Below are 12,971 nucleotides of genomic sequence, written 5' to 3' on the forward strand. Positions count from 1 at the left end.
AGACCTTAAGAAGGTGAACGCCGGCAAATTTGCCAGCGCACCGTACAGCCTGTCATTAATCTTTCAGCTAACCTTTTAGCTAATCTTCATATTAAATCTAGGTTACTTATCTCGCGCTAAAATCTGCGCAGCCTGTTTGGCGAAATAGGTCAGAATGCCGTCTGCGCCAGCGCGCTTAAAGGCCAATAATGATTCCATAATCACTGCTTCTTCGTCCAGCCAACCTTGCAAAAAGGCCGCCTTGTGCATGGCATATTCGCCACTGACTTGGTAAGCAAAAGTCGGTACCGAAAATTCGTCTTTGCAGCGACGCACTATATCCAAGTAAGGCATACCAGGTTTAACCATTACCATATCGGCACCTTCCGCTATATCTAGCGCAATTTCCCTTATCGCTTCGTTAGAATTAGCGGGATCCATTTGGTAACTTTTTTTATTGCCGCCTTTGATATTGCCCGCAGAGCCGACTGCATCACGAAACGGTCCGTAATAGTGGGAAGCATACTTAGCGGAATAAGCCATGATGCATGTATTGATAAAACCATGACTCTCAAGTGCCTGACGAATAGCACCTATACGGCCGTCCATCATATCGGATGGCGCAACAATGTCGGCACCTGCTTGGGCATGAGACAATGCTTGCTGAATCAATACTTCAATGGTTTCATCGTTTAACACATAACCATCATCATTCAGTAGCCCGTCTTGGCCGTGTGATGTGAATGGGTCAAGGGCTACGTCAGTGATAACGCCCATATCTGGTAGTGCGCTTTTAATAGCTCTTACGGCTCGTTGAGCCAAACCATCCGGGTTAAAAGCTTCGCTAGCACATTCAGTTTTCCGCTCCAGGGGAGTAACGGGAAATAACGCCAGCGCTGGAATGCCAAGGGCATATAACTCTTTCGCTTCTTCTACCAGTAAATCAATTGATAAGCGTTCAACACCGGGCATAGATGCAATGCTCTCACGTTGGTTTTTACCTTCTAACACGAAAACAGGATAAATAAGATCTTTGACACTTAGCTGGTGTTCCGCCATTAAATCTCGGGTAAAGGTATGACGGCGCATGCGTCGCATACGAATATTTGGGAAAGTTTCGGCCATGGTTGCTGTCCTATTGAGATTGGTCGGTATTGGAGTACTGCGTGGTGATAATACAGTTTCGTCCGTTATTCTTGGCTTGATAGAGCAATTGGTCGGCAAAGCCAATCAATGTGTCTTCACTTTGCTGAGGATCCATTACGGCGCTTGTTAAACCGATACTAACGGTCAAGCTTACAGATACCCCAGCGCTGTATACGGGACTATCATGTATATCCGCTCGTACTCTCTCTAATAAATCTTTAGCGCCCGCTAAATCGGTGCTAGGCATAATAATAGCGAACTCTTCGCCGCCGTAACGACATACGTCATCAGTGGGGCGTTTTAAGGCTTTTTTCAAGCGCTCAGCCACAAACTTAATGCAGTCATCGCCTACTAAATGCCCATGCTCGTCATTCACACGCTTAAAATGATCAATATCTATCATAGCGACCGCCAGTTCTGTGCGTTCTCGACGGCTACGGCGCACTTCTGCAAGATATTTTTTATCAAAATAACGTCTGTTTCGAATACCGGTCAATGCATCGAGGGTATTCTTTTCTTCTAGTTCACGGTTAATTTCGGATAATTCACGCAAAGCAATTTCTAGTTCTAACGTGCGTTCTTGCACACTATATTCAAGCGCTTCTTGAGCGTTATTTTGTTGCTCCAACACTTCCTCTTGCACCGCTCGCATATCGCGTTCTTTGCGCAGGGCTTCTTTTTGCACGCTGAACAATTGCCTGCGCTGACGATTTACACTCAGGCCTAACATTAAGGCGAGTAAGAACGTTTCGATGATAACGCCCAACATCAATAAATAATTTGATGAAATAGCTAGCGAGATAAAGTTTAGGTGATCTAAACAAGCAATCAGGCAACTGATTAATAGTGACGTCCAAGCCAAAGTGTAAAAGCGTGCTAAATGGACTTGTTTGTACCAACACCAAATACCCAAGCCATACATAAGCACACAAATAGCGCCCAGAGCGAATAAAAACGGTGCCATAAACCAGGCTTTTGGTATTAATAAAGAAAGCACTAAGCTAATAGCAAAAAATATAGCTATTCCATTCAGGATTTTATGTAGTCGTTTACTGATGCTTTTTATATCGAGCAATATATTGGTGAATATGATGGTACAAAATGCAGTGGCATTAGCCCAGATCGCCACGCTGTGTTGCTGCAGCCATGGGTTATCTGGCCATACATATTTATACCCCAAGCCTTGCATTGAGGCTAAGAGTAAAGCGAAGCTAAAAACATAACCAGCGTAGAACAGAAATACGGGTTGGCGACTAATAACAAAAATGAAAAGACTGCTTAGGCCCATAGTGACCAGCACACCAAAAAATAGCCCCATTAGAATGCTGTGCTCACCATTAAAAACTAAAAATCGTGATTCAGGCCATAGGTTTATAGGCAATTGCAGCGTTCCTTCATTGCTAATACGCATAATAATTCGTAATTGTTGATCGTATTTAGGCAGTGGAAATAAAAAAGTTTCGTATGGCATAGGCCTAGACGAAAACTTTAATGCGTCGCCGGTTTGGTATAAGTTGAGTAACTGGTCGTTTTCTAAAAGCCACACGGATATTTGATCGATAAGTGGGTTGTTTAGCTCCAACAACCAATGCTCGGCAGGATCAAGCGCGGGAACGGTAAAGCTTAACCAATACGGCGTTTTTGAGATGTCTAAACCCAGCTGAAACCCTTGGGCCACGAGCCACTCATTACTCGAAGGTTCTGGTAAGGTGTGTATTTGATATTGCTGTTTAGCGTCTTGTAAATATAGCAATGTGCTTTGCGATAATTGTGCCGGTGTCTGCAGTTTTATTGAAAACACCGTACTCAAAAATAATAAGATACAGGTAATTGACAACAACTGAACCGCAGCGCGCTGGGTAAGTACGTTGCGGAATAACGCGTTTATAGCCAATGTAATTAACCCAACGCCAATAGCTGTTGAGTATTGTGTTTGCTGTGCGTAGCCAATGATTCGATTGAAGTATCCATTAACGCAGCCAATGTTTTGGCGATAACGGGCAAATAACAAGGTTCGTTCTGCTTTACGCCGACAATTTTGTCGCTGGATAATTTTTTCGGCTTGAGATAGGGGGCATCTGTTTCTAAAATTAAACGCTCGATGGGTAAATACGCCATGGCATCTCTAAGGTCGGTACCACGCTTCTCATCGGTTACCCACCCTGTAATCCCAATATAAAAACCTAATGCCAAATAAGCCTGCATCTGTTCCTTATTGCCTGTAAAACAATGTACTACGGCGCCATTCAACTGCTTGCTGTATTTTTCAAGCAACCTGTATTGCGCATTAAATGCGTCGCGCTCATGAAGAAATACCGGCAAGCCCAACTCACAGGCGAGAATAAGTTGTTGTTCGAAAACCGCTAATTGTATGTCTCTAGGAGAAAAGTCACGATTGAAATCTAGACCGCACTCGCCAATAGCAACAACTTGTGGTTGCTTGGCTAATGTTCTAATTTTTTGAATAAAGTCATTGGGAGCAAGCTCAGCATAATGAGGATGAATGCCCGCAGTACTGAAAACTTGCTCTGGGTACAGGTGCGCCAAGTCAGCAGCCTGCTGACTGATAGTGATGTTAGTACCCGTTAGCATTATTTGCGTGACACCAACATCAACAGCACGCTGAAGCATAGGGGCTAATGTACTTGCGTCACTAGGAACATTTACGCCAACATCAAACCATTGCACGCTATTTAGACCGCTTCACTCGAATACGTTTATTGCTCGATTCCTTGCTTAAAAAATATGAACCTAGCATGCCTTCTTCAACGTAAACCTGATCACCAGTTCTGATTCTTAAGGTAGAGTTACCCGTTTGCCGCCATACTTGACCATTTTCTAAGCTAACAATAAGTTTACCGTAAGGATCTTTTTTAGTATCAATAACATCTGCAGTGATTTTTTCGATTTTCTGTTCTGGTTCAATTATTTTTGCAAGGCCGAAGTTTTTGACCTGATTGTCTCGACTAGCGTAGCTTTGTGATGCAACAGGTTTTGCGGTTTCTTTTTTTACAACAGGTAAGGGGGCTGAAACAGCTGTATCCGTTTTGTTGATAACATCCGCTTGGACATGACTTTTAATATCTTTCGGATTTATTGATGATAGTTTGTCATAACAAGCCAAACGCTGCGTATTGCTACTTTCAGCACGGCAAACGTTTAATTCGCTAATGATATCTTGCGCGTTGACGCTGGATACCGCACTAAAAAGTAATCCTAGTGTGATAACAAAAATTTTCATAATGGCTCCTGTTCGTTTTCTTTTTGTTCTTCTTCTTCAGGCTCTACTTTGCGTTTTGCATAAAAACCCCCAACCAAAATACCGATTTCAAACAGTATCCACATTGGAATGGCCAGCAAGGTTTGCGAAATAATATCGGGAGGGGTTAACAACATACCCAAAGTAAACACACCTACGATCACGTAAGGGCGCTTCGCCCGCAGAGCGTCAGGGGTACTCACTCCCGTCCAACACATGAGTACAATAGCCACCGGTATTTCGAACGATAAACCAAAGGCAAAAAAGATTTTTAGCACAAAATCGAGATAACTACTGATATCAGTATTAATTGTTACACCCTCGGGGGCAACGCCAGTAAAAAACGCAAAAGCCAAAGGAAATACCACGTAATAAGCAAAGGCCATACCGGAGTAAAAAAGCAGGGTACTGGAAAATAATAACGGCGCGACTAAACGTTTTTCATTGCGATACAGGCCTGGCGCAATAAATGCCCAAATCTGATATAGCACCACAGGTATGGCGATAAAAAATGATAGTACGAGTGTTAATTTAAAAGGGGCAAAAAATGGTGATGCTACATCTGTGGCAATCATTTCTGCGTGCTCTGGCAGAGTCTCTAATAGCGGGGTGGCGAGCCAGTGATACAAGTCTTGGGCAAAATACACCAGACATAAAAATACCACAAACACACTCAATACCGCTTTTAAAACTCTGCCCCGTAATTCAACTAAGTGGGCAATTAAGCTATTTGGATCTGACATCCGTGACTACTTTTTTTCGTAAGGTTTTTGAACAGACTTCGCTGCATCACGCAGTTCATCAACGGATTTTTGCAGCTCTGGCGATAGGTTTTCAAGACCTTGCTGCTCAGCTTTCTTCAGGTTTTCATGCAACTCATGGATTTTAAATTGTTGCTCAACCTCCTGACGAAAACCAGTGGCCATACTTTTGACACTGCGCACAGTGCGCAGGGTTGAACGAATTGCACCAGGCAAACGTTCAGGTCCAAGCACCAACAAGGCAACAACACCAATGACTAATAATTCTAAAAAGCCGATATCAAACATGGATAATGCTCGCGTTACTCACTTTTAGCCTTTGTATCTGATTCACTTTTGACATTATTTTGAACCGTTTTTTCTTTGTCAGTAGTGGTATCTTCGACTTTTCCATCTGCTTTAAAATCAGCGTCTTTTTCTTTGTCTTCATCTGAAATTGCTTTCTTAAATCCTTTGACTGCAGACCCCAAGTCTCCGCCCATATTACGAAGTTTTTTAGTGCCAAAAAGTAAAACTACAATCACTAAAATGATGATCAACTGCATTGGGCTAATACCGAACATAACATACTCCTCTTAAATATTTGGCCCCATTATACGTAGCAAATTAAAAAGGTCACTGGATTTGATTAAGCAAACATTTCAATGCACAGTGAGAGTTAAAAAAACAGGGAGTGCGGTATTGAAAATAAAACACGTTGTTTTGCTGTTTATGTTTAGCGCATTTTACTGCAACGGGGAAGAAAACGAGCCACAGCCAGATTATCCTTGGCTCGATGATATGCATGAAAATATTGCTCAGTCAGTACAAGATTCAGCGATATGGTTTGATGATTTCTTTTTTCTCGACGGGGTAATGCATCAAGAAACTGCTCAGGCTGAAGCCCGCATTCGGCTTGGCTGGGAGCCGCGTACTCGTTCACTCAATCAATTTCAAAATCGCTTCAGAGTAAGGGTGCGTTTACCGAATCTTAAAAACCGTTTAGATGTGGTGTTGTCAGACTATGATGATGAAACTGAGCTAGGTAATGAACGTTTAGGTCAAGACGATAATTTTGGTGATAAAGACAGATTAAATCTCGCACTACGCTGGCGGTCTCGGCCAAATAGTGGGTTTTCCCATCGAATTGGAGTGGGCCGCGGATTCCAAACTTTCGTAAAAAGTCGCTATCGTAATCATTATTCTTTGACGACTGATACCTTAATGCGTGTCGAAGGCTCAATTTATTATTACAGTGATGATGGTTTTGGCAGTCACTTTTCAACTAAATTTGATTACAGTGCAACCGCAGCAACCTTATACCGCTTCGACAATAATTTTTACTACCGCGACAAAACTGAAGACTGGCTGTGGCGGCATAGCTGGCAAAGCCTACATCAGTTTGACGAGAAAACAGCCATTATCAGTGGTTATTATATTGAGGGTTTGAGTCGGCCAAACTACCAACTAAACGAACATTATGTCAGTGTGCGTTGGCGTCAGAATGCCCTAAGAAAGTGGCTATTTTATGAAGTAGAACCTTTTATTTTAATGCGGCGAGATGAGCACTTTGCTCCATCTTATGGTTTAGCTTTAAGAGTTGAAGGCTTTTTCGGCCATACCTAAACGCAGCGTGCATTAAATAGGCAGCAGGTCACTATGGCACGCACGTTTCGTTTTAAGATTATTCTGCGACTCGGCAGCGCCATGCGATCAACCAACTTACTATGCCTATTGTTGCCACACCTGCGGGTAACCACCAATGTTGACTATAGATAGGCATGACACTGGACACGATCAATAAGGTGGCACCGATAATGGTAAAAACTAAGCGACGTTGTTGTTGTTTAACCTGCCATTGTTGCTTTTCAAATTGCAACTTTTGCTGTTCAGGGTAGCGCTTCATTTGGCGCAGCGAGTCGTACACCAAATCAGGAATTTCAGGTAGTTTTTCAGACCAAAATGGTAAATTTGCTGACACTTTATTATACATGGCTTTCACGCCGATTTGCTCACGCATCCAATTTTCAAGAAAAGGTTTTGCGGTCTTCCACAAGTCCAATTGTGGATAAAGTTGGCGGCCTAAGCCTTCGATATATAACAATGTTTTCTGTAATAACACCAATTGTGGCTGAATAATCATGTTAAAACGCCGAGCAGTATTAAACAGTTGTAATAGCACATTACTGAACTCAATTTCCGCTAACGGCTTTTGAAAAATAGGCTCACATACACGGCGAATAGACGCTTCAAACTCGTCAATACTGGTGTTGCTAGGTACCCAGCCTGAATCCACGTGTAATTCAGCAACTTTACGATAATTACGGTTGAAGAAGGCAATAAAATTCTCAGCAAGATAGCGCTTATCTTCACTGTTTAAGGTGCCTACAATGCCGTAATCAATGGTGATATATTGTGGATCTTCGGGGTTGTCCAATGCGACAAAAATATTTCCAGGATGCATGTCCGCATGGAAAAAGCTGTCCCTGAATACTTGGGTGAAAAATACTTCAACACCACGCTCCGCGAGTTTTTTCATATTTGTGCCACGTGCCTCCAAGGTGGCTATATCTGATATGGGCGTGCCGTAAATTCGTTCCATGACCATCACATTTGCATGACAATAATCACTGTATATATGTGGAACATATAGGGCGGTAGAATTTTCAAAATTACGTTTAAATTGAATACCGTTGGCTGCTTCATTGAGTAAATCGAGTTCGCCAACGATGGTCTTTTCGTACTCAGCTACCACTTCAACTGGGCGAAGACGCTTGCCATCAGGTAATAACTTTTGCAAAGCGTTAGCGAAAGTGCGCATTAATTGGATGTCAGCATGAATAGCCGAGCCAATATTTGGACGAATAACCTTCACAACAACTTCTTCGCTGTGACCAATTAGTTTAGCTGCGTGCACCTGGGCAATGGACGCTGATGCCAAGGGGGTGCTATCGAATTCACTGAACAACTCACTTAAATCTTTCAGACCAAGGGCGTGACGGATGGTTTGCTTGGCTACCTCGCTATCAAATGGGGCAACTTGGTCTTGCAATATAGCTAGTTCGTTGGCTACATCAAGGCTTAATAAGTCTTTACGAGTAGACAGCATCTGGCCGAATTTGATAAATACCGGACCTAATGACTGCAGAGCAAGCCTAATTCGTGTGCCCTGGGATTTATCTTTATGTTTATTTCGCAGCCAAAAAAAACCGAAGCGGCCGAGCTTGGCATACCAAGGTAGCCATTTTTCTGGAATGAGCTCATCTAAGCCGTATTGTAAAAAAACTTTGTTGATTTGGTATAAACGAAGGATCCGCACGGGTTACTTGTCGTCCTGTTGTGAGGCTATTAAATTATCGATACGGGCTTCAAGCCTGTCGTAGCCACTGCGTAAAGTGTTCACATGCTCACAGAAGTTTTCCACCTCTGCTGGTGTAACGGCAACTGCGTCGGGCTGCGTTAGCCGTGTACTAAACTGATCAGCTAACTTTTCAATTTCTTGTTGGGCGGTGGTATAAAATGATTTAACGCTGCTAAATGTTTGATGAGCGACTACATCGCCAGTATATTTAGATAGCTGTTCTTCCCAATCAATATCGAGTTCTTTCATTAGGTTGCTAAAGCCTTGTGCGACATTTATGTCACCGGCTAAATCTAACTTCCCCTGTTGAATAAGTTGACTGATTTTACTGCTATCTTTCAGCTCGCCCAGAGTACTAATGTCTAACGTGATATGGCAATCAGCTGTCGATTCGTATGGCGTCTCCTGGTCGCTAGGCGTAAGCGTGCTAACGTCAATTTGCTGGGAAAAACTAAACAGCAGTGACCAGGGTAATTCTTTTACTGTGACCTGCAGCTGCTTATTAGATAACTTTTTCAGTCGTCCTTGGCAATCAGGGTCGAGCTGTATAAGCTGGTTAAGGGTGAATTCAATGCCTGCGCTTAGCAGTTGCCCGACTAACATTTAAAATTTGAACCCGCGATGTAACGCAACAATACCGCCGGTTAAATTATGATAAGTCACTTGCTCAAAGCCAGCATCTTCCATCATGCCTTTAAGCACGTCTTGTTCTGGATGCATGCGAATCGATTCCGCAAGATATTTATAACTATCGCCGTCTTTTGCCACTAACTCACCGATTTTAGGCAGCAAATGGAAAGAATAGGCATCGTATACTTTGTTTAATACTTCGCTCGTTGGTTTGGAAAACTCCAATACCAATAAACGTCCACCGGGCTTAAGGACTCGATACATAGATGCTAAGGCCTTGTCTTTATCGGTTACGTTACGCAACCCAAAGGCAATGGTAATAATATCGAAACTGTTGTCAGGAAAAGGTAAGGCTTCAGCGTTGGCTTGCACGTATTGAACATTACCCACAATACCTTTATCGCGTAATTTGTCACGGCCCACACGCAACATCGCATCATTAATATCAGCTAATACGACTTCGCCGCTTTCACCCACTATGCGTGAGAACTTTGCGGTTAAGTCGCCAGTGCCGCCCGCTAAATCAAGCACCTTGTGGCCAGCTCTAGCACCACTGCAGTCTATGGTGAAACGCTTCCATAAACGATGAATACCCATGGACATCACATCATTCATAATGTCGTATTTGGCTGCAACTGACTGAAAAACCTCGGCAACCATAGAAGCCTTGGCATTTTTATCTACTTGCTGAAAACCGAAATGGGTTTTTTCTGAAGATTCCGAGGCTTGCTCTTGGCTAGCACTTGGATTGGCCGCTGTAGTGGCATTGTTCTCACTGACGCTCATGTCAATTCCTTAATAAACTCTTGGCGCTAGTGTAACGAAATTAACAGTGCCAATCTAAAAAAATTACATTGTTATACGTGCAGTTTGTAGCAAAAGATTATTTACCCTACGAACCAGCCACTATCATCAATAATCTATGTCTAAAACTTTACGCTGAGAGATTGTCGCCAACGCTTATAGCAATCAAAATACTAAGTGCCTGCATCGAACGCCCACTTTCTTGTTGCAATTGATTAAATGCTTGTTGGATTGCGTTAAGGCTACGTTTCGAATTGACCCCGCCGGAGATTATACCGCGCTGAGTAAAATAGCTGCTGACATCGCGACTGAGTATAAAGGTATCTTTGCCTAAGGCACGCAAAGCGTAGGGGCCAGTATTACCACCCAATCGGGCGCCGTGTTTTTTAAGGTAAGCCCATAAACCAATGATATCGGTGGCAGGCCAGTTCGCTACAAATTGCGCGAAGCTACCGTGGGTTCGACGTACCGAGTCAATCATCATCGCGTTTTCTTGAATTGTTTTGACTTTTTTATAGTTGCGAATAATGGCCGGATCTTGAGCGCGTTTTTCCAACATCTCTTCTGGCATAAGCAAGACTTTGTCCAGATTAAACTCGAAAAACAACCGTTCAAACTCCGGCCATTTGTTACGTACTACACGCCATACAAAGCCGGATTGGAAAACTTTTTTACTAAATTCAGCCAAAAAACGATCATCACCCAGTTGGGCGACGTCATGAGCTGATAAAGGATCACTAAGTAAGCTTTCGACGGCGTCAGGGCCGCCTTTTCGTTCACAGGCTCGTTGATAAATGGCCTGATAATTTTCCAAATTTGCTAAAACGTTTTCGCTCACCCTGACTCCTGCTTAATTAGATTTACTTTACTTATTCTTCAATGCCGCTGTGCCTTAATAGTGCGTCTACTTTTGGCTCCCGCCCTCTGAAAGCAACAAATAGCTCCATGGGCTCTTTGCTGCCCCCTTTTTCAAGAATGTTATTCAAGAAATCTTGACCAACTTGTTGGTTGAAGATCCCTTCCTCTTCAAAACGACTGAACGCATCTGAAGAAAGTACTTCTGCCCATTTATAGCTGTAATAACCTGCAGCATAACCACCAGCGAAAATATGCCCGAAGCTATTTTGGAAGCGGTTAAATTCAGGAGGCATAACCACCGAAACTTCACTGCGCACATCATCGAGTAAGGCCTGAACAGACGTTTTTTCCTCGCTACTGTATTTCTCGTGCAAGGTAAAATCGAACAGACTGAATTCCAGCTGACGAACCATTTGCATGGCCGACTGGAAGTTACGAGCCGCTAACATTTTATCCAGTAAATCTTTAGGTAAAGATTCACCGGTCTCATAGTGACTAGAGATAAATGCTAAGGCTTCAGGCTGCCAACACCAGTTTTCAAGGAACTGACTCGGTAATTCAACTGCGTCCCAAGCCACACCATTAATACCCGATACGCCAGCGACGTCAATTTGGGTCAACATGTGGTGAATTCCGTGGCCGAATTCGTGGAATAAGGTAATAACTTCGTCGTGGGTAAACAACGCTGGCTTGTTACCAACTGGTCCACTGAAATTACAGGTTAAGTAAGCAACCGGTAACTGCACCGATCCATCTGGTTTAGCTCGGCGGGTCTGGCATTCGTCCATCCATGCGCCGCCTCGTTTATGCTCCCGAGCGTATAAATCGAGATAAAAACTGCCTCGAAGTTCACCACTGGCATCTTTGATATCGAAAAAACGAACATCGTCATGCCAAGTGTCAACGCCGTCACGTTCAGCGATTTGCAGTCCGTACAAGCGAGAGACTACCTCAAATAATCCGTCTACCGCCTTATGAGCAGGGAAATAAGGGCGTAAAGCCTCGTCTGAAATGGCGTACTTTTGCTCCTTGAGCTTTTCGCTATAATAGGCAAAGTCCCACGCTTGAAGTTCAGGCTTGTTAAATTGTTTTTTTGCAAAGTCGGCTAGTTCAGCGAGGTCTTGCTGAGCTTGCGGCTTAGAGCGGGCTGCTAAGTCATGTAAAAAGCCCTTAACTTGGCTAGTCGATTCAGCCATTTTGGTTGCCAATGAACGCTCTGCATAGTTAGCAAAGTCTAACAACTGGGCCAATTCTTGGCGCAAAGCCATAGTTTCATCAATAAGCGGACCGTTGTCCCACTTGCCTGCATTCGGACCCTGATCCGAGGCGCGGGTGGTGAATGCACGATACATTTCTTCACGCAGTAGATGATTATCAGCATGCATCATTACAGGCAGATAGCTGGGTATATCTAGGGTGAATAACCAACCGTCTAATTCTTTGCTTTCAGCTAATTGTTTAGCTGCGCCAAGGGCTGACTCAGGTAAGCCTTCGAGCTGTGATTCATCAGTAATATGTTTTTGCCAACCTAAAGTGGCATCCATTACATTATTGCTAAAGGTGGACGACAAATCAGACAGACGGCTTTTGATTTCGCCATAACGCTGTTTTTTCTCATCGTCTAAGCCAACACCTGACAATTCAAAGTCACGGACTGTGATTTCAATGACCTTACGTTTTGCTTCATCTAGTTCAGCAAATTCGTCACTGTTCTGGATTTGCAGGTAGGCTTGGTACAAACCCTTATGCTGGCCTATCCATGTGCCATAATCAGACAAGAGCGGCAAGCAAGCGTCGTGAGCTTCCCTTAGGTCATCATTACTGACCACTGAATTCATATGAGAAACAGGCGACCACATACGACCGAGTTCGTCGTCTTTATCCTCAAGCTTGGCGGCAAAGTTGTCCCAGGTGTAAGACGGCTGGGCGAGTAATGTTTCTATCGTTTGCTTTGCGTCATTAATGGCTTGCTCAACGGCGGGCTGTATTTGCTCTGGTGTAATGTCTGAAAAACGCGGTAATCCAGATAAATCTTGCAGCGGGCTTAGGGACATAGTGAACTCTTTGGTCGACGAAATGATGAGTAGTAAATAAGGGGGGCGAGGTTTAAATTCAAGTGGTTGGCTAAAACTTGATTAAAATGATTGTGGTTTGAACAAAGCATTCTCGTCATTTATTTACTGTGTAAGTTAAT

Annotated in this window: 13 protein-coding genes; 1 reads left to right on the forward strand and 12 read right to left on the reverse strand. The window is 43.4% G+C overall.

Going from position 1 to position 12,971, the window contains the following annotated elements:
• Positions 1–102: 102 nt before the first annotated feature.
• The 7 genes from hemB to tatA are packed head-to-tail and all read right to left on the reverse strand — an operon-like array spanning position 103 to position 5,708.
• Positions 103–1,104 (reverse strand): porphobilinogen synthase, encoded by a 1,002-nt coding sequence (hemB, locus tag GQR89_RS00760; RefSeq protein WP_158768286.1) that lies wholly within the window; start codon positions 1,102–1,104, stop codon positions 103–105.
• A gap of 10 nt (positions 1,105–1,114) precedes the next feature.
• Positions 1,115–3,136 (reverse strand): diguanylate cyclase, encoded by a 2,022-nt coding sequence (locus GQR89_RS00765; RefSeq protein ID WP_233269041.1) that lies wholly within the window; start codon positions 3,134–3,136, stop codon positions 1,115–1,117.
• A complete protein-coding gene (locus GQR89_RS00770) occupies positions 3,025–3,813 on the reverse strand; it encodes a TatD family hydrolase (protein WP_158768287.1) in 789 nt (262 codons plus the stop codon). The genes GQR89_RS00765 and GQR89_RS00770 overlap by 112 nt, the downstream gene beginning before the upstream one ends.
• Position 3,814: 1 nt before the next feature.
• Positions 3,815–4,366 (reverse strand): hypothetical protein, encoded by a 552-nt coding sequence (locus GQR89_RS00775; RefSeq protein ID WP_158768288.1) that lies wholly within the window; start codon positions 4,364–4,366, stop codon positions 3,815–3,817.
• Entirely contained in the window at positions 4,363–5,127 is a 765-nt protein-coding gene (gene tatC, locus GQR89_RS00780; RefSeq protein ID WP_158768289.1) for a twin-arginine translocase subunit TatC, read from the reverse strand. Before tatC ends, GQR89_RS00775 begins: the two co-directional genes overlap by 4 nt.
• Positions 5,128–5,133: 6 nt before the next feature.
• Positions 5,134–5,433 carry a Sec-independent protein translocase protein TatB gene (tatB, locus tag GQR89_RS00785; protein WP_158768290.1) on the reverse strand — a complete coding sequence of 100 codons (300 nt, stop codon included), beginning with the start codon at positions 5,431–5,433 and terminating at the stop codon, positions 5,134–5,136.
• A gap of 14 nt (positions 5,434–5,447) precedes the next feature.
• Positions 5,448–5,708, reverse strand: a complete 261-nt coding sequence (gene tatA / locus GQR89_RS00790; RefSeq protein ID WP_158768291.1) for a twin-arginine translocase TatA/TatE family subunit — start codon at positions 5,706–5,708, stop codon at positions 5,448–5,450.
• A 118-nt stretch (positions 5,709–5,826) separates the two neighbouring features.
• Here tatA and GQR89_RS00795 point away from each other — a divergent pair, with 118 nt between their 5' ends.
• A complete protein-coding gene (locus GQR89_RS00795) occupies positions 5,827–6,750 on the forward strand; it encodes a hypothetical protein (protein ID WP_158768292.1) in 924 nt (307 codons plus the stop codon).
• A gap of 58 nt (positions 6,751–6,808) precedes the next feature.
• Here GQR89_RS00795 and ubiB read toward each other — a convergent pair whose 3' ends face one another.
• The 5 genes from ubiB to prlC all read right to left on the reverse strand — a co-directional run bounded on the left by ubiB (position 6,809) and on the right by prlC (position 12,831).
• Positions 6,809–8,443 carry a ubiquinone biosynthesis regulatory protein kinase UbiB gene (ubiB, locus tag GQR89_RS00800; protein ID WP_158768293.1) on the reverse strand — a complete coding sequence of 545 codons (1,635 nt, stop codon included), beginning with the start codon at positions 8,441–8,443 and terminating at the stop codon, positions 6,809–6,811.
• A gap of 3 nt (positions 8,444–8,446) precedes the next feature.
• Complete coding sequence (locus GQR89_RS00805) at positions 8,447–9,088, reverse strand: SCP2 domain-containing protein (protein WP_158768294.1); 642 nt, start codon at positions 9,086–9,088, stop codon at positions 8,447–8,449.
• Positions 9,089–9,901 (reverse strand): bifunctional demethylmenaquinone methyltransferase/2-methoxy-6-polyprenyl-1,4-benzoquinol methylase UbiE, encoded by an 813-nt coding sequence (ubiE, locus tag GQR89_RS00810; protein ID WP_158768295.1) that lies wholly within the window; start codon positions 9,899–9,901, stop codon positions 9,089–9,091. It lies immediately after the preceding gene.
• Between the two features lie 148 nt (positions 9,902–10,049).
• Positions 10,050–10,757 (reverse strand): DNA-3-methyladenine glycosylase I, encoded by a 708-nt coding sequence (locus GQR89_RS00815; RefSeq protein WP_158768296.1) that lies wholly within the window; start codon positions 10,755–10,757, stop codon positions 10,050–10,052.
• A 31-nt stretch (positions 10,758–10,788) separates the two neighbouring features.
• A complete protein-coding gene (gene prlC / locus GQR89_RS00820) occupies positions 10,789–12,831 on the reverse strand; it encodes an oligopeptidase A (RefSeq protein ID WP_158768297.1) in 2,043 nt (680 codons plus the stop codon).
• Positions 12,832–12,971 lie beyond the last annotated feature (140 nt).

Origin of the sequence: Paraglaciecola sp. L1A13, assembly GCF_009796745.1 — a bacterium.
In the GTDB taxonomy this organism is placed as follows: domain Bacteria; phylum Pseudomonadota; class Gammaproteobacteria; order Enterobacterales; family Alteromonadaceae; genus Paraglaciecola.

What these genes read in the sequence shown, in the direction of transcription:
- hemB (WP_158768286.1), bottom strand. Translation starts at nt 1,104, where the DNA reads ATGGCCGAAACTTTCCCAAATATTCGTATGCGACGCATGCGCCGTCAT.
- GQR89_RS00775 (WP_158768288.1), bottom strand. Translation starts at nt 4,366, where the DNA reads ATGAAAATTTTTGTTATCACACTAGGATTACTTTTTAGTGCGGTATCC.
- tatC (WP_158768289.1), bottom strand. Translation starts at nt 5,127, where the DNA reads ATGTCAGATCCAAATAGCTTAATTGCCCACTTAGTTGAATTACGGGGC.
- tatB (WP_158768290.1), bottom strand. Translation starts at nt 5,433, where the DNA reads ATGTTTGATATCGGCTTTTTAGAATTATTAGTCATTGGTGTTGTTGCC.
- tatA (WP_158768291.1), bottom strand. Translation starts at nt 5,708, where the DNA reads ATGTTCGGTATTAGCCCAATGCAGTTGATCATCATTTTAGTGATTGTA.
- GQR89_RS00805 (WP_158768294.1), bottom strand. Translation starts at nt 9,088, where the DNA reads ATGTTAGTCGGGCAACTGCTAAGCGCAGGCATTGAATTCACCCTTAAC.
- ubiE (WP_158768295.1), bottom strand. Translation starts at nt 9,901, where the DNA reads ATGAGCGTCAGTGAGAACAATGCCACTACAGCGGCCAATCCAAGTGCT.
- prlC (WP_158768297.1), bottom strand. Translation starts at nt 12,831, where the DNA reads ATGTCCCTAAGCCCGCTGCAAGATTTATCTGGATTACCGCGTTTTTCA.